General features: G+C 64.5%; 11 protein-coding genes. 5 read left to right on the top strand and 6 right to left on the bottom strand.

Features of this window, described 5'->3' with window-relative positions; all coding sequences use genetic code 11:
* The first annotated feature begins 56 nt into the window (after positions 1-56).
* From KM135_RS01830 to KM135_RS01820, 3 genes are all read left to right on the top strand, one after another.
* Positions 57-566 (top strand): RNA polymerase sigma factor, encoded by a 510-nt coding sequence (locus KM135_RS01830; RefSeq protein WP_221712186.1) that lies wholly within the window; start codon positions 57-59, stop codon positions 564-566.
* A 188-nt stretch (positions 567-754) separates the two neighbouring features.
* Positions 755-3,907 carry a TonB-dependent receptor domain-containing protein gene (locus KM135_RS01825; RefSeq protein ID WP_221712185.1) on the top strand — a complete coding sequence of 1,051 codons (3,153 nt, stop codon included), beginning with the start codon at positions 755-757 and terminating at the stop codon, positions 3,905-3,907.
* 127 nt (positions 3,908-4,034) lie between these two features.
* On the top strand, positions 4,035-4,994 hold the full coding sequence (locus tag KM135_RS01820; protein ID WP_221712184.1) for an alpha/beta fold hydrolase: 960 nt from the start codon (positions 4,035-4,037) through the stop codon (positions 4,992-4,994).
* A 110-nt stretch (positions 4,995-5,104) separates the two neighbouring features.
* Here the strand turns inward: KM135_RS01820 and KM135_RS01815 are convergent, their stop codons facing one another.
* From KM135_RS01815 to KM135_RS01805, 3 genes are all read right to left on the bottom strand, one after another.
* A complete protein-coding gene (locus KM135_RS01815) occupies positions 5,105-5,674 on the bottom strand; it encodes a MarR family winged helix-turn-helix transcriptional regulator (protein ID WP_221712183.1) in 570 nt (189 codons plus the stop codon).
* 177 nt (positions 5,675-5,851) lie between these two features.
* A complete protein-coding gene (locus KM135_RS01810) occupies positions 5,852-8,770 on the bottom strand; it encodes a TonB-dependent receptor domain-containing protein (protein ID WP_221712182.1) in 2,919 nt (972 codons plus the stop codon).
* 183 nt (positions 8,771-8,953) lie between these two features.
* A complete protein-coding gene (locus tag KM135_RS01805) occupies positions 8,954-9,508 on the bottom strand; it encodes a carboxymuconolactone decarboxylase family protein (protein WP_221712181.1) in 555 nt (184 codons plus the stop codon).
* Between the two features lie 421 nt (positions 9,509-9,929).
* Here KM135_RS01805 and KM135_RS01800 point away from each other — a divergent pair, with 421 nt between their 5' ends.
* Positions 9,930-10,949, top strand: a complete 1,020-nt coding sequence (locus KM135_RS01800) for a DUF6282 family protein (protein ID WP_221712180.1) — start codon at positions 9,930-9,932, stop codon at positions 10,947-10,949.
* Between the two features lie 439 nt (positions 10,950-11,388).
* Here the strand turns inward: KM135_RS01800 and KM135_RS01795 are convergent, their stop codons facing one another.
* Both KM135_RS01795 and KM135_RS01790 read right to left on the bottom strand, forming a co-directional pair.
* Entirely contained in the window at positions 11,389-11,541 is a 153-nt protein-coding gene (locus KM135_RS01795; RefSeq protein WP_221712179.1) for a hypothetical protein, read from the bottom strand.
* Between the two features lie 26 nt (positions 11,542-11,567).
* Positions 11,568-13,163 (bottom strand): isocitrate lyase, encoded by a 1,596-nt coding sequence (locus KM135_RS01790; RefSeq protein WP_221712178.1) that lies wholly within the window; start codon positions 13,161-13,163, stop codon positions 11,568-11,570.
* A gap of 144 nt (positions 13,164-13,307) precedes the next feature.
* On the opposite strand from KM135_RS01790, the gene KM135_RS01785 reads away from it, so the two are divergent.
* Positions 13,308-14,711: a helix-turn-helix domain-containing protein gene (locus tag KM135_RS01785; RefSeq protein WP_221712177.1), complete on the top strand. Its 1,404-nt coding sequence runs from the start codon at positions 13,308-13,310 to the stop codon at positions 14,709-14,711.
* Between the two features lie 149 nt (positions 14,712-14,860).
* Here KM135_RS01785 and glmS read toward each other — a convergent pair whose 3' ends face one another.
* Positions 14,861-16,687 (bottom strand): glutamine--fructose-6-phosphate transaminase (isomerizing), encoded by a 1,827-nt coding sequence (glmS, locus tag KM135_RS01780; protein WP_221712176.1) that lies wholly within the window; start codon positions 16,685-16,687, stop codon positions 14,861-14,863.
* Positions 16,688-16,705 lie beyond the last annotated feature (18 nt).

Below are 16,705 nucleotides of genomic sequence, written 5' to 3'. Positions count from 1 at the left end.
TGCCACGCTCGTTCGATTTTTCGAACGCGCGCGCCGCGTGGCTCAGCCGGAACATCTTGCCCCATGAACCCGCACTGCGCGCGCAGCTCCTGCGCTGGCGCGTGCCGCATGATCTCGACATCGACGACATCGTCCAGGAGACTTATGCGAAGCTCGCCACGCTCGATGATGTCGAGAGCATCCGCTATCCGCGCGCTTATTTCTTCCAGGCGGCGCGCTCTGTCGTGCTCATGCACGCGCGCCGCTCGCGCGTCGTGGACATTCAGGCAGTCGAGCAGATCGAGCAGATCGGCATCGCGTCGGACGAGCCCGGGCCTGACGTTCAGGCGGCCGACCGCCAGCAGTTGCGGCTGCTCGCGAGCATGATCGCCGATCTGCCCAAGGCCAGCCGCACGGCGATGACGCTGCGCCTGTCCCATGGCCTGTCGCACAACGAGATCGGCGACCGGCTGGGCATGACGGCGAACGCTGTCCAGAAGTGCCTCTCCCGCAGCCTGTCGAGCTTCGTCCGTCAGCTCGGCCGAACAGGCGCGGACGTGATGGAGGGTTGGGAAATCCGCTCCTGAGGCGGCGGTGCCGCAGGGCCGGCAGTTTTCGCCAGGCAGAAATTTTGCGTCACGGCGGCGGGTTTCATCCCACCGCGCATCTTCTCCCTAACAGGGCCTGCGACCAATGCAGCCGGAGTAGGGGAGTGAGCATGAATATCTCATCGAAAAGGGCCATACTCGTTTGCGGGACCGCCGTTGCGGCCCTGATGATGCCAACGGCCAGCTTTGCGCAGACGGACACGGCGGCAGCGGCGGAAAGCGCCGATGTGGGCGAAATCCTCGTCACCGGGTCGCGCATCAAGAAGAACGGCTTCGACTCGCCGGTCCCCGTGACCGTCGTCGACTCGGGGCTGATCCAGCAGCTCGGCCAGACCAACGCGGCCGAAGTGGTCAAGCTCATGCCGCAGAACATCGCCTCACAGTCCGATGCCACCTCGGGCACCAGCCTGTCGGCCAACGCCGGTTCGCAATTCGCCAACCTGCGCGGCCTGAACCCGACCTTCGGCACGCGCACGCTGACGCTGGTCAACACGCGGCGCTTCATCCCGACCTCGGATGGCGGCCAGGTCGATCTCAACCTCATTCCCTCGGTCATGATCGGCCGCGTCGAGACGGTCACCGGCGGCGCCTCGGCCGCCTATGGCTCCGATGCCATCGCCGGTGTCGTCAACATCATTCTCGACAACAATCTCGAAGGCTTCAAGGGCCAACTCGACTATGGCCAGACTGGTCGTGGCGACGGCAAGTCGTTCCACGCCGCAGCTGCCTATGGCCTCAAGTTCGGCGACGGGCGCGGTCACATCATGGTCGGCGGTGAATATCAGCGGAACTGGGGCATCCAGCAATGCGCGGACACGCGCGACTGGTGCGGCGAAAGCTGGGGCACGGTCCTGAACCAGGGCACCATACGTCCCGACTACAACATCAACGATCGCACGACGCTCAACCAGAACCAGGCCGGCCGCTCGAGCAGCAACAATACATCCGGCTACAACGTGCCGGGATCGGTCGGCTTCGGCCTGCCTCAATATATCATCGGGCCGGGCCTCGGCCTCGTCTACAACGCCATCGACGGCGTGATCCGCAACTTCTACCAGGGGGGAAGCACCACCGGCTCCGTTTACAGCGCGATCTTCCCCGCGATTAACCCGCCGCCGGAGTTGATAGACAAAGTCTTCACGCCTGACGGCAAAAGGCTGATCCCCTACGATCCCGGCCTCTATGGGCCCAAGCTCGTCGGCGGCGTCGCGCACGGCGGCGACAATGACTCCGCCTATCGCGATCAATATATCCAGACGCCCGTGCGCCGTTACTCGACCTATCTCGCCGGCCGGTACGATCTTACCGACACGCTGACGGTCTCCACGGAACTCTCTTATGCGGATCGGAAGGCGAACAGCCGCTCGCTGACGGCAGCCACGCGCTCGACGATGTCGATCCGGGCCGACAACGCCTTTCTTCCCGCTTCCGTGGCGGCGATCATGAACGCGCCGCAGGCGCCGGGTTCGTCGCCTTACCCGATCGCGCCCTACACGTTCAGCTTGGGCAAGGACCCTGATGACGAGTTGGACAACGAGCTTTCGGTCGATGCTCAGGCGTTCCGCGGCGTGCTGGGCCTCAATGGTGAGCTGTTCGCGAACTGGACCTGGGACTTCTACTATCAATATGGCAAGAACAAGCGGCACTCGTCCGTTCGTTATTCGCGCCACAACGACGCCTTCTTCATGGCGATCGATGCCGTGCGGCAGGATCCCAACAACCCCAACAGCCAGATCGTTTGCCGTCCGCTCGACGAGAGCGTCATTTCGGCCGGCGTGGCGACGGGGCGGTTCTCGAGCGACTATGTCGCCGGACTGAGAGCGCTCAACGCCGCGTGCAGACCGCTCAATCTGTTCGGCAGCGGCAACATGAGCGCCGATGCCATCGCCTTCGCCTGGCGGCCGGCCGTCGAGGATTTCGAATTTCGGCAGCATGTGCTCGCGGGCAGTGTCCAGGGCGACCTAGTCGATCCCTGGGGCGCCGGCCCGATCAGCATGGCGCTGGGCGTGGACTATCGCGATGAAAAGGGCGACGTGACCCATGGCGGCGTGAACCCGAACGACTTCGCCTTCTCGTTCGGCCTCGATTATGCTGGCAAGATCAGGGTTGTCGAAGGCTTCGCCGAGACGAATATCCCGGTATTCCGCGATTTCGCGCTGGGCGAGATGCTGGAACTCAATGGCGCCGTCCGCTTCACGAAAAACAAGAGCACCGACACCCTCACCAACCAGTCGCGTACGGTGAACGGCACCAGCTGGAAGATCGGTGGCATCTACGACATCGCGGGCGGGCTGCGTCTGCGCGCCACCCAGTCGCGCGACTTCCGGGCAGCCGGCTTCCGCGAACTGTTCCTGAAGACGGCTCCGACCGAATCGGGCACGGCTCAGGGGCGTGTGCAAAATCCGAACAAGACGAATCCCGCCGTCGGCGGAACGCCTGGCGCAGACGCGGCGGATGCGACGCCGATCTACAGCGGCGGCAATTTCACCCTCGCTCCGGAAAAGGCGGACACCACGACCATCGGCGCGGTCTTCTCACCGCAGTTCCTGCCGGGCTTCCGTGTGTCGCTCGACTGGTACCAGATCAAGCTGAAGGATGCGATCAGCAACCTCAGCGGACAGCGCGTGGTCGATCTTTGCATCGGAGCCAATCTGTTGTGCCACCGGGTGACCTTCGCCTCACCCACCGACATCACCCGCGTCGATGCCGGTTCGGCGAATGTCGGGCTGATGACAGTGCGCGGTTTCGACTTCGAGGCGTCTTACCGCCTGCCGCTGTCGGACATAGCGGCGTCACTGCCCGGCGCTCTCGACGCGCGCTTCCTGCTCAATCACCAATATGACTTCATCGTGCAGCAGGGTCCCGGTGCCGTGGCGAGGGACTATGCCGGACAGACCGGTCCCGTCATCGAAGGCGGCGACTTCTACCCCACGCCGAAATGGATGTGGAATGCGCTGGTCGGCTATACGACGGATCGTTTCAACTACACCGTCGGCGTGCGCCATATCGGCAAGGGCATCCTCAACGTCGAGCGGATCGGGCCGGAAGACCCTGGCTATTCCCCGAGCGCGGCGAACAGTGTCTCGTTCAACCGCGTGAAATCGGCGACTTATGTCAACATCGCCATGTCCTACAAAATTCCGATCGGATCCGAGGATCAGAATATCGAGGTATTCGGCACGATCGAGAATCTGTTCGACAAGCGGCCGCCGATCGCTGTGGGCACAAGCCCCACGAACCCGGCCGCCTATCCGACCAACCCGGTGTATTTCGACACGTTCGGCATGCGCTGGAAGGCCGGTATGCGCGTGCAGTTCTAAGACACAGACGACCGGACGGGCGCCGCCGCGAGGTGATGCCCGTCCGGGCGAAGGGCGGGACGCATCGCGCCCCGGCTCGACGTGAGGGGGTGCTGACCAACATGCCTTACTTTGGAGAGAGATCGTCATGACGACCGGCAATCCCAACCGCCGAGACCTTCTTGCCGGCGGCGCCCTGATGGGCGCCGCCGTTCTTGCGGGAGCCGCCACCTCGGCCCAGGCCCAGACCTCGGCAGCCAAGGGCAAGATCCTGCCACCGCGCGATCCCAATCCCTTCACCGTGCCTCCCCTGCCCCCGGCCATGACAGCTCCTGCGGGCATCGCGAAGCTGGACGGCGTCAACATCTGGTACTGGGACACGGGCGGCCCCGGTGAAGTCGTGGTGCTACAGCACGCCATGACCGGCAGCGGCCATGTCTGGGGCTATCAGCAGCAGGTCTTCCGAGCCGCCGGCTATCGCGTGATCGGCTATTCCCGCCGCAGCTATCGCGAGACCACGTCGGACAATCCCGGCGGTAGCACGGCCGTCGAGGATATGCGGCAGCTCATGGACCATCTGAAGATCGACAAGTGCCATGTCGTCGGCACGGCGGGCGGCGGGCTGCTCGCGGCGGGCTGGGCGTTGCGCTACCCGCAGCGCACGCGCACGATCACGATCGCGCATTCGATCGTGCTGATCGGCGCACCCGAGCTTGCCCCTTATTTCACTACCGTGGGCCAGGCCTGGAATGCCGCAGTGCCGCACGACTATAATGAGCTGAGCCCTTCCTATCGCGCGCTGGCCAAGGAAGGTTGGGCGCTGTGGAAGGATTTCGCTCACAAGGCACGCGTGCAGCAGCAGGGGCTGCCGGCCCAGCCCTATGGCGGTCCGGCGAGCATGGCGGACCTGGCGAAGATCAGCGCGCCGACGCTGCTGATCTACGGCGATGCCGATCCCGGCTCGACGCCGCCGCTCGGCCGTCTGTTCAACAGGACGATCCCGAACAGCGAGTTCGTCATGTTCACCGAGTGCGGCCATTCGGGCTATTGGGAACGGCCGGATCTGTTCAACGCGACCGTACTCGAATTCATGAAGCGGCGCGGCTGAGATACGACATCTGGCTTGGGCCACCCTTGTTCTCCTTCGAAAGCAGGAGTCTAGGGCTCAGGGGCCTTGAGCTCCTGCCTTCGCAGGAGCACTAACTCAGCCGGATCAAGTTACGCTCCCGACAGATCGTCCAGCTTCGCATGGATGGCCTCGAGCACGTCCAACGCAATGTCCAGCTTGGCGGGATCGATGTCGCGCAGTACCTCGGCGCGCAGATTGTTGGTGATCGCCATGATGTCGCGCGTCGCCTGCTCGCCCTTGGGCGTGATGCGATTGTGCGTGATGCGCTTGTCCTGCGCGCCCTGATAGCGCTCGATCAGGCCGTCTCGCTCCAGCGAATTGAGCATATGGACCATGGTCGGCCCCTTGACGCCGACCACGCGGGCCAGCTCTCCTTGCGTCAGTTCCTCGTCCGAGCTGGCCATCAGATAGAGCGTTTCCCAGCGCGCCATGTTCTGGCCGATATTCTTGATCCGGTCATTGGCGAGCTTGCGCCAGCGCCGCGCGACCACGACCAGCTCCCGCGTGGTCCGGAAGTAGCGATGGTCGCTTTCGTTCGGCTGATCGCCGCCGTAGAAGTTATCGAGGTGGCGCGCGACGACATCGACCGAATAGCCGCCATGCGGCGCCGTCTGCCTGACGTTCCGCTCAGCGCTCGCGGGCAAAGCCTCCCTGACCATTATCTCTTTCCCCCAGCGCCTTGCCGGCGGCGGCGCTTTGTTGCGCTATCCGATCGACATGACAGAGGAAGACCCTCGCCCATGTATCCCGTTCCCGTCAACGCCAGCGAAGAGGTCGGTTCGACGCCGGTCAAAAAAAATGTGCCGGACCGAGACGGTCCGGCACAGTGAGGAGGATCAGAAAGTCGCCCGGATGCCCGCCTTGTACATGCGGCCAACGGGGTTGAAGAGCACGTTGTTGCCGCTGCCGTTCGCGCCCGGGAATGCCGGCGGATCGACGTTGAACAGATTGTCGACGCCGAAATAGACGTTCAGCTTCGAGCGATCGCTCACCGGCACCTTCACCGTGCCGAGGATATCGACATAGGTGCGCGCGGGCATGGCGTTGGTGCTGGAGCTGTCCGGGCGGGTGACCGTGTAGCCGGGCTGCTCGGCGCCGACGAAGGCCGCGTTGTAGAAGCCCTTGTTGATCCAGCGCAGGTGGGTCGAGAAGGAGAAGCGCTCGCCGATGTCCAGACCGGCGGTCGCATCGACCGTCCAGTCCGGGATACCCGGAGGCGTACCGCCGCGCAGGCCGGTCTGGCCCGCACGCTCCACCGGCCCGACCGCATCGACCGTGATGAGATCGATCATGTGGCTCGCCAGAACGGACAGGTTGAGCGAGCTGCTGCCGCCGATCGGCTGGCGATAGCCGAGTTCAATGTCGATGCCGCGCGCCTTGAGCTGGCTCACATTCTGCACGACGTCGCGGATATTGGTGATGACACCGGTCGGGCTGCCGCCTTCGCGTGTGATGAGCGAGCAGCTCAGGGTATCGCCCTGCGAGCAGCGCGTCACGATATTCTGCTGGCCGAGCGTGCTGATCGCGTCCTTGATCTTGATGTCGTAATAATCGACCGAGGCGCGGAAGCGACCAAGCACGCCATCGCTCGGTTGCAACACGACTCCCACCGTGAAGGTGTCGGCCTTTTCCGGACGCAGATTGGGGTTGGAGCCGAGCGTGATCGGTGCAACCGTCTGCTGCCCGCCGCGCGCTGGATCGTTGAGGATGCCCTGCGCGCTGGTGAGCGGCCCGAACAGTTCCACCACGTTCGGCGCGCGAATGTCGCGCGACTTGGTGGCGCGGAAGCGGATCGCGTCGACCGGCGCCCAGACACCGCCGACCTTCCAGGTCGTCACGTTGACGGTGCTGCTCGGGACCGTCGCGCTGGAGCGCTTGTAGTGCGTCCGGCGGACAGCGCCGTTGAGGCTCAGCTCCTGGAAGCCGGTGACGTCGCGCAGGACCGGAACCTCGGCCTCGCCATAGGCTTCCGCGACCTCGATCTTGCCGGAAATGACCGAGCCATTGCCGGTGAAAAAGGCCAGCGCCTTGGAATTCGCGTCCGCATCGCCGCTCACCGTGTCGCTGCGATATTCCGCGCCGACCGCGACGCCGAGCGGGCCGGCCGGCAGCTCGATCAGCGAACCGGTGAGGTTGGCGGCGACCACGTGCTGCGTCGTGTTGTTGGTCTGCCAGGCATTGGCCTTCACATAGGCCTTGGCTGCGGCGAAGGTCGCGCCCTGGCCCGATCCGAACGGATTGAGCGGAACGCAAGCCGCATCGTCATTCGTTGTGTTGGTATCGACGTTCACGCGGCAGGCCACGGTCCCGTTCGGGCCCGGCGCCGCATCCAGAGCCTTCAGAATGCGCGAGGTGATCGTGCCGCCGATGATGTCGCTGCGGAACTCGTTGCGGCCGTACTGGTAGTAGATGTCCGCCTTCCAGCTGTTGCCGATGTCATAGGCGGCCGAGGCCACGAACCGATAGACATTGTTCTTCACGATCAGGTCGCCAGGGCCGATGTCCTTGAAGCCCTTGCCCAGCGTGAAGCTCGTGAGGCCGGACTGCGCCATGATCGTGCGCAGGTCGAGCGTCGGGTCCGAAGAGCTCGGAATGAAGGGATTGTCCGCCTGGATCGCGATCGCCGTGTTGCGATAGGCGACCGCGCGGTGACGGCCCTCGCCATGACCATAGTTGAAGCCGAGCTCGACGGTCAGGTCCGGCGTCGCGTCCCAGCTGAGGAAGCCCATGCCGTTGTAGCGCTCGGTCGGCGAGACGATCGGGAAGTCGAAATAGATGTTCTCGCCCGGGCCGTCATTGGTGCCGCCCTGCTGATAGAGATTGTTGGCCAGGACGCCCTGCGTCGTGCGAAACGGCGTGCCGTCGGCGCGGAAGCCGATCCCGTCGATCGCGCGGAATGTCGGCACGAGGCGGCCGGTATAGGCCGAGCTCGGCGGCGTGGTGATGCCGTTATAGGCCGCCGTCCAGGGATAGACGCCGGCGAGGATATTGTTGGCCGGAATGCTGGTCACGCCGGGATTGCGGCTGATGTTGATGAAGCCGTTGGCGCACCAGTCGCGCTGCGGGCAGGATTCCACGCCCTCGGCCTTTTCGAACTCGCCGCCCAGGATGAGGTGGACGGTCTCGCCCAGCTGCCAGCCGCCGGCCGCGCCGAACTGGCGGGTGAAATTGTCGCCTTCCTGCGAGAAGCCCAGCTGCCCGTTGACCTTGTAGCCGGTCATCTTCTTGTCGATCAGCAAGTTGACGACGCCCGAGACCGCGTCCGAACCATAGACGGCCGATGCGCCGCCGGTCACGACTTCGGCGCGCTGCAGCAGGATCGACGGGATCATGTTGGTGTCGACTGTCGCCTGCGTCGTCGAGGGGACGAAGCGCTTGCCGTCGAGCAGGGTGAGCGTGCGCACGGCGCCAAGGCCGCGCAAGTCGAGGATGCGGCCGCCGACATAGCCGCCGGCAGCGCCGAGTCCGGTCGAGGCGGGCGTGTTGGTCGCGCGGAAGGCGGGCAGCTCGTTCAGCGCATCGCCGAGATTGGTTGCGCCGCGCGCTTCGAGGCGCTCGGCGCCCATGACGGAGACGGGCGTCGGGCGGTCGAATCCGGACGCGATACGCGAGCCGGTGACGACGATTGCTTCCTCTTCGTCGCTCGCGGCGTCATCGGCGCCGGTCTGGGCGACGGCAGGCAGAGCCGCCAGCAGGCTCGTGGCGACGGCCAGGAGGCAGGTGCGCTCGCGCAACCCCACAGCAGAATATTTCATCAATCTCTCTCCCTGGTTTCTTCTGTATGTAGGGAGGTAGATATCCACCGAAATCGATTAGGTTGCAATCTACTTTCTTTGCGACCGGTCACAACTCGAGTGCGCTCCGCCCCCCTCGGCAGCGCATTATCGGCTCAATTCCTAGAAAAACCGCTCGAAGCCCCTGTTGCGCGCAGGCCACAATCAGCTGTCCTGTCGCTCCTTGGCCCAGGAGGTGATCGCGATGTCGTCATTCTCGATGCCGGCGACCGCGGCGACCCGCGCCGCGTTCATATAGCTGCCGATGATGCCGAGCATTTCGAAAATACGTTCGTCGGAATAAAGCGCACGCATCGCGGCCAGCGTCTGGTCGGTGGGCGAGACGTCGCGCACCACTTCGGTCGTGAACTGCGCCACCGCCGCTTCATCGGGCGCCAGCGCCGAGAAGTCCCCGCTTTCGAGTCCCGCGATCGCCGCATCGCCGATGCCGAGCGAGCGGGCCAGCGAGACGTGGTGGAAAAGCTCATAGGCGCTGTTCGAAAGATAGGCGACGCGCAGCACGATGATCTCGCGCATCCGGTCATCGATCAGCGTGTTGTTGACCACCGCCAGCGCCATATCGACGGTCGCCCGCCAGATCGGATCGGGCGCCACCATGGAGATGCGCGCGATGTTGAGCAGCCGCAGGTTCGGCGCGTCGAGATAGGCGCGCTTCGCCTCCGACAGGCTCGCGGGATCGGGATAGGGAATGCGGTTCATCGTCGGACTCCTGACAGGTCCGGTATCCATCGCATCGTCGCAACGGCTTGGACAATGCCATTGCGTGCGCGCGGAGCGTCGCACCATGCCTCGGAGCCGGGAACATTCCGGCAGGAGGAACTTCCGAAAATTCCCCTTTCGGCGGCGCGCATATTCGTCGATTCATCAATGACGAACGCAAGTTGACAAAGACAAATAGCCTATTTGTCGAAGGGGAGTGATGCAGGGAGTCGTGAGGGTGCAGGAACAAAGGCCCCGCGTCAGGCGAGCAAGGGCCTCGTCGGCCTTGTCCGTCATTGCGCCCGCCATCCTAGACGCCCGCGCGCGCGAATCAATGCCTTTTCATACACAGCCGACCGGTTCGCAGCGGGGCGATCCGCGCTGCCCATCCTTTTCTTGCCGCCAACAGGGAGCTTAACCCATGCCGATTTCCAGAAGCCGCTGGCTCGCCGCGATCACGCCTGCCCTCTTGCTCGCCGGCGCGGCGCCCCTGCATGCGCATGAGGGCGAGCCGTCCGGCAAGAACTATCCGCCGGCCACGGCTGCCGACAAGGCTCTGCTCCGGCAAGCGATCGACATCCATTCGCATCTGGATCCGGACAGCTTCGGCCCGCACAGCGCGCAAATGGCCCGTTCGCTCGACATCATCGACATGGCCAGGCGCGCAGAGGCCGCGGGGATGCGCGGCTTCCTCATCAAGCAGCATTATGACCAGACGGCACAGCTCGCCTATCTCGCAAACAAGGTGGTGCCGGGCGTCGAGATTTTCGGGCAGCTCAGCCTGAACCTGACCGTCGGCGGCCTCAATCCGGCGGCCGTCCACCATTTCGCCGAGGTGAAGGGTGGCCGGGCTCGTATCGTCAGCATGCCCACCTGGGACAGCGAGAATAATATTCGCCATTCGCAAACGCCGAACAATCCGTTCGTGCGCGTGTCGAAGGACGGCGCGCTTCTGCCCGAGACGAAGGCCGTCATTGCCGCGATCGCAACGGCCAAGGTTCGCGATACGGGCGTTCCGCTCGCCCTCTCCACCGGGCACCTGTCGCCGGCCGAAGCCCTGATGGTCATCCGCGAGGCGAAGAAGCAGGGTATCGCGCGCATCATCGTCACACATGCGATCGCCCATCCGATCGAGATGAGCCTTGCGCAAATGAAGGAAGCCGCCGGACTCGGGGCCTTTATCGAGTTCGCCGCCGGCTTCCTGGTCGGCGAGCGCTCGACTTTCACGACCCAGCAATATGTCGACGCGATGCGGGCGATCGGCCTTGATCATGTGATCCTGAGCAGCGACTCCGGCCAGGTCGGCCGCGCTCCGCCGGACGAGATGATTGCCATGGTCGCCGGGCAACTGCGCGCCAAGGGCCTCAGCACCGCGGACCTGCGCAAGATCATGGTCGAGAACCCGGCCACGCTACTCGGCATCCCGCAACCGGCCGGATGAAGAGCGGCGGCGCCGCATCGACACGAACATGAGGAAAGCCTGTTCCTGCACGTCTCGGGCAGGGACTGGCACCTCATCTCTGCCTGTCCTATTCCGGACATCGATGGCATGACCTTCGCACGACGCCCGAAGCATCGCCGCTCTTTGACCCCGTAAAAATACCTCAGAAATCAATGCCTTAAATCGCCCTCGAACAAAGTTTCGCGCGCTCACCATGCGTCACACGAGGGAAGTTAGCGAAGACAGGCACCCAAAACCGCAGAAAACCGTGCTTTCCCGCTTGGCATCTGAAACGGGGAGCAGCCCATTTCGCGGCATAAGGATGAAGCTAGCAATCCGATCGATGCCGCAAGCGCCGAATAGCCGCGATCCGGCGCCAACTCCCGCGAGTCGAACGCACAGACGGCGACGGGTTTCCCCGCCGCCGCCCGGCCTCTCCTCAGCCTACGCGGCCAAGCCGGTGATAGAGGTGCGAATATTTAAGGGACTCCGGCCGGTCCTTCACCTCGCGCAGATAATGCGCGACGGCCGTCCGCAGCAGGCGGAAATCCTCGGTCGAAAAGACCGCACGGGCTCTCTGGGGTTCACTCATCGTCTGTCTCCTTTCGTCTCGCGTACTCACGCTGCGAACTGGTTCATGGTGTTGGCGGTGCCGCCCGCTTTCAGGGCGGCCTCACCGGCGAAATAGTCCTTGTGGTCGTCGCCAATGTCCGATCCGGACATGTTCTGGTGCTTCACGCAGGCAATGCCCTGGCGGATTTCCTGGCGCTGTACGCCCGCGACATAGCCCAGCATGCCCTGCTCGCCGAAATAGTCGCGGGCGAGATTGTCGGTGCTGAGCGCCGCCGTGTGATAGGTCGGCAGCGTGATCAGGTGATGGAAGATGCCGGCCCGCTTCGCCGCGTCGCGCTGGAAGGTGCGGATCTTCTCATCCGCCTCTCGGGCAAGATCGGTATCGTCATAGTCCGCGCTCATCAGCTTCGCCCGGTCATAGGCCGAGACATCGCGCAGCTCTTCCTCCCAATTGTCATAGACTTGCTGGCGGAAGTTCAGCGTCCAGTTGAAGCTCGGCGAATTATTGTAGACGAGCTTGGCATTGGGGACGACCGCACGGACCCGATCCACCATGCCGGCGATCTGGCCGATATGCGGCTTCTCGGTCTCGATCCACAGCAGGTCCGCGCCGTTCTGGAGCGCCGTGATGCAATCGAGCACACAGCGGTCCTCGCCCGTCCCCTCGCGGAACTGGTAGAGGTTCGAGGGCAGCCGCTTCGGGCGCAGCAGCTTGCCATCCCGGCTGATGAACACCTCGCCATTGCCGATCGCGGCCGGATCGACCGTCTCGCAATCGAGGAAGCCGTTATACTGGTCGCCGAGATCACCCGGCGCCGCGCTGTAGGCGATCTGCTTGGTGAGACCCGCGCCCAGCGAGTCCGTGCGCGCGACGATGATCCCGTCCTCAACGCCGAGCTCGAGAAAGGCATAGCGGATCGCCCGGATCTTCTGGAGAAAGTCCTGGTGCGGCACGGTGACCTTGCCGTCCTGATGGCCGCACTGCTTCTCGTCCGAGACCTGGTTCTCGATCTGCAGCGCGCAGGCACCTGCCTCGATCATCTTCTTCGCAAGCAGATAGGTCGCCTCGGCATTGCCGAAGCCCGCGTCGATGTCCGCGATGATCGGCACGACATGCGTCTCGTGCGACTCGATCGCGTTGATCAGGCGCAGCTCGTCGAGTTGGTTGTGCGTGCGGCGCGTCTCGTCGAGCTGACGGAACAGCATGCCGAGCTCGCGCGCATCGGCCTGGCGCAGGAAGGTGTAGAGTTCCTCGATCAGCGCCGGGACGCTGGTCTTCTCGTGCATCGACTGGTCGGGCAGCGGCCCGAACTCGCTGCGCAGCGCCGCGATCATCCAGCCCGAGAGGTAGAGATACCGCCCGCGCGTCGAGCCGAAATGCTTCTTGATCGAGATCAGCTTCTGCTGCCCGATGAACCCGTGCCAGCACCCGAGCGACTGCGTGTAATTGGCCGGATCGACATCATAGGCCGCCATGTCGCGCCGCATGATCTTGGCGGTGTAGCGGGCAATGTCGAGGCCGGTGCGAAACCGGTTCTGCCAGCGCATGCGCGCGGCCGCCTCGGGGCTGATCGCGGCCCAGACGGAACCGCGCTCCTCAATGGCTTCGCCGAGCCGCTCGATCTCCGAATGATAGGTCATCTGTCTGCTCCTCCGAATATGTGCGGCGGAGATGACAGGCACGATCAAGCACGAGAAGACCGATCCGTGTAACCTTGTGTAACTTTACAAAACTGTTTTGTAATGTTGTAATAACCGTTCAACGCTTTGTTCAGGCGGGACCTAATGGCTCGAAATGCTCTCTATATGGGGCCCCGCCTCAAGCGCATCCGACGCGATCTCGGCCTCACCCAGGCCAATATGGCGACCGATCTCGACATCTCGCCGTCCTACATCGCGCTCATGGAACGCAATCAGCGGCCCGTGACGGCCGAGCTGCTGCTGAAGCTCGCGCGGACCTATGGCATCGACCTCGCCGCCCTCGCCGATGACGGCAGCGACGAGCTGCCCGCGCGCCTGAGTGCCGTCCTCAAGGAACCGCTCTTCGCCGACATCGACCTCCCGGCGCTGGACATCGCCGACGTCGCGACCAGTTACCCCGCCTTCGCCGAGGCGCTGCTCCGGCTCCACACCGCCTATAGCGAGGAACGGCTGGAACTCGCCCAGCGCCGCGAAGGCGCAGCCACAGGATCGGCGCGCGCCGGCCTCGCCACCGACCCCGTCGCCGAGGCCCGCAATTTCCTGGCCGCCCGGCGCAATTGCTTCCCCCTGCTCGACGACGCCGCAGGCGCACTCGCCGAGACGGTGCGAGGCCTGGATGCGCTCGTCCAGCGCTTCGAGAGCGTCCACGATCTGCGCGTGCTGTTCGTGGAGCCGAGCCTGATCCTCGGCGCTCGCCGGTTCCACGATCTGCACCGCCGCCAACTCATGATCAGCCAGCAGCTCGATCATGGCGGCCGCCTGTTCCAGCTCGCGCTGCAACTCGCCCTGCTCGAAGCGCGCGACGATATCGAGCGGCTGGTCTCGGAAGGCCAGTTCACCAGCGACAATGCCCGGCGCATGGCCCGCCGCGCGCTTGCTGCCTATTGGGCAGCGGCCCTGCTCATGCCCTATCGCCGCTTCCTGCGCGCCGCTCGGCAATCGCGCTACGATGTGGAAGCGCTGGCCCGCAGCTTCGGCGTCAGCTTCGAGCAGGCAGCGCACCGCCTCACCACGCTGCAGCGCGCCGGCGAGGAAGGCGTGCCCTTCTTCTTCATCCGCGTCGATCCCGCCGGCAATGTTTCCAAGCGCCTGGACGGCGCCGGCTTCCCCTTCGCGCGCCATGGCGGTGCCTGCCCGCTCTGGAATGTCCACGAGACCTTCCAGACCCCCGGCAGACTCCTCACGCAACATCTTGAACTACCAGACGGACAGCGCTTCTTCTCGGTCGCGCGCACGGTCATGTCGGGAGGAGGAGGCTGGCAGGCTTCCAGCGCCTCCCGCGCCGTCGCTCTCGCCTGCGCGGAAGAGCATGTCGGCACACTCATCTATGCCGAAGGCCCCGCAGCCGAGCCGACGCCGATCGGGGTCGCCTGCCACCTCTGCCACCGCCCGAAATGCGTCGCCCGCGCCGCACCGCCTATCGGCCGCGACCTGCGCACGGACGATTATCGCGACACCGGCGTCCCGTTCGCCTTCGCGGCGGATTAAGGGACTGAGCGGTTGCTGCCCCCTCCTCTTCAGAGGAGGGTTTAGTGGGTGGTGCTGGCGATGCGCCAGCGGCGCTCGCGAGCGATCAATCGCAACGTTTTGGCACCACCCCAACTCCTCCTCTGAAGAGGAGGGGCTAATTGGAGCTATCACTCCACCGTCACCGATTTAGCCAGATTGCGCGGCTGATCCACATCCGTGCCCTTCAGCACGGCGACATGATAGGCGAGCAATTGCACCGGCACCGCATAGACCATCGGCGCGATCAGCGGATGCACCTTGGGCAGTGCCAAGGTCGCGAGACAGCCCTCGCCCGCCGCCGCAATGCCTTCCTCGTCCGAGATCAGCACGACCTTGCCGCCGCGCGCCTGGACTTCCTGCATGTTGGAGACGGTCTTCTCGAATAGCGGGCCGGAAGGTGCGATGACGATGACCGGCACGGCCTCGTCGATCAGCGCGATCGGCCCGTGCTTCATTTCGCCTGCGGCGTAACCTTCGGCGTGAATATAGCTGATTTCCTTGAGCTTGAGCGCGCCTTCAAGCGCCAGCGGATAATCGGTGCCGCGGCCAAGATAGAGCACATCGCGGGCCGGCGCCACCAGGGGCGCGAGCGCCTGCACGGCTTCATCCTGAAGCAGCGCCTGATTGATCGCGGCCGGCGCCTCGGAGAGATGCCAGACGATATCCTTCTCCTCTTCCGCCGTCATCCTTCCCTTCGCGCGCGCGAAATTGGCCACGAGCGCCGCCAGCACCGCCAGCTGGCACGTGAACGCCTTGGTCGAGGCAACGCCAATCTCGGGTCCAGCGTGCGTCGGCAGCAGGAGGTCCGCCTCGCGTGCCATCGAGCTGGTCGGCACGTTGACGACGACGGCGATCTTCTGCCCTTCCGCGCGCGCATGGCGCAGGGCCGCAAGCGTGTCCGCCGTCTCGCCGGACTGCGAGATGAAGAGGGCGAGCCCTCCTTCCTCCTCCATCACGGGCGCGCGATAGCGGAACTCGGACGCGACATCGAGATCGACCGGAACGCGCGCGAACTGCTCGAACCAGTATTTGGCGACCATGCCGGCATAAAAGCTGGTGCCGCATGCCACGACGCTGACGCGCCTGATGGTCGAGAGATCGAAATCGGGGATCGGCAGCGAGACCTGATCGTCAATCCGGCGGAGATAGCTGCGCAGCGTCTGCGCGACGACGACCGGCTGCTCGTAGATCTCCTTGAGCATGAAGTGGCGATGATTGCCCTTGTCGATCATCGCGCCGGACACGCCCGAAAGCGTCACCGCCCGCTCGACGGGGTTGTTGTCCCTGTCGAAGACCTGTGCCTGATCGCGCGTGATGACGACCCAGTCACCCTCGTCCAGATAGGCAATACGCTGGGTTAGCGGCGCCAGCGCCAGCGCGTCCGAGCCGAGATAGGTCTCACCCTCGCCATGACCCACGACCAGGGGCGACCCCAGCCGCGCGCCGATCAGCAAATCGGGATGCTGGCGGAACAGGATGGCGAGTGCGAAAGCGCCGTGCAGGCGCGGGAGCACCTGCTTGACGGCGTCCTGCGGGCTCGTGCCAGCCTCGACCAGCTCGCTCACGAGATGCGCGACCACTTCCGTGTCCGTCTCGCTGGTGAAGACGCGCCCGCGCCCGATCAGTTCGTCCCGCAGAGCCTTGAAGTTCTCGATGATGCCGTTGTGGACGACGGCCACTTCGTCGGTCGCGTGCGGGTGCGCATTGCTGGTGGTCGGCGCGCCATGGGTTGCCCAGCGCGTGTGAGCGATACCGGTCGTGCCGGGCAGCGGCTCGGCGGCCAGCACCTTTCCAAGATTGACCAGCTTCCCTTCCGCACGGCGACGATCGATGCGCCCGCCGAACACGGTGGCGATGCCCGCCGAATCATAACCGCGATATTCGAGCCGCCGCAGGCCATCGAGCAGACGGTCCGCGACATCCTGCGTGCCGACGATGCCGATAATTCCGCACATGAGCGAGCCTTCCGTCTG

It is taken from the genome of Sphingobium xanthum (assembly GCF_019737615.1).
Lineage (GTDB): Bacteria > Pseudomonadota > Alphaproteobacteria > Sphingomonadales > Sphingomonadaceae > Sphingobium > Sphingobium xanthum.
The sequence above is the reverse complement of the archived record's forward strand: the minus strand, read 5'-3'. Positions and strand labels throughout refer to the sequence as shown.

Coding starts and splice junctions, on each gene's coding strand:
- KM135_RS01825 (WP_221712185.1), top strand. CDS start 755: ATGATGCCAACGGCCAGCTTTGCGCAGACGGACACGGCGGCAGCGGCG.
- KM135_RS01820 (WP_221712184.1), top strand. CDS start 4,035: ATGACGACCGGCAATCCCAACCGCCGAGACCTTCTTGCCGGCGGCGCC.
- KM135_RS01815 (WP_221712183.1), bottom strand. CDS start 5,674: ATGGTCAGGGAGGCTTTGCCCGCGAGCGCTGAGCGGAACGTCAGGCAG.
- KM135_RS01810 (WP_221712182.1), bottom strand. CDS start 8,770: ATGAAATATTCTGCTGTGGGGTTGCGCGAGCGCACCTGCCTCCTGGCC.
- KM135_RS01805 (WP_221712181.1), bottom strand. CDS start 9,508: ATGAACCGCATTCCCTATCCCGATCCCGCGAGCCTGTCGGAGGCGAAG.
- KM135_RS01800 (WP_221712180.1), top strand. CDS start 9,930: ATGCCGATTTCCAGAAGCCGCTGGCTCGCCGCGATCACGCCTGCCCTC.
- KM135_RS01795 (WP_221712179.1), bottom strand. CDS start 11,541: ATGAGTGAACCCCAGAGAGCCCGTGCGGTCTTTTCGACCGAGGATTTC.
- KM135_RS01790 (WP_221712178.1), bottom strand. CDS start 13,163: ATGACCTATCATTCGGAGATCGAGCGGCTCGGCGAAGCCATTGAGGAG.
- KM135_RS01785 (WP_221712177.1), top strand. CDS start 13,308: ATGGCTCGAAATGCTCTCTATATGGGGCCCCGCCTCAAGCGCATCCGA.
- glmS (WP_221712176.1), bottom strand. CDS start 16,687: ATGTGCGGAATTATCGGCATCGTCGGCACGCAGGATGTCGCGGACCGT.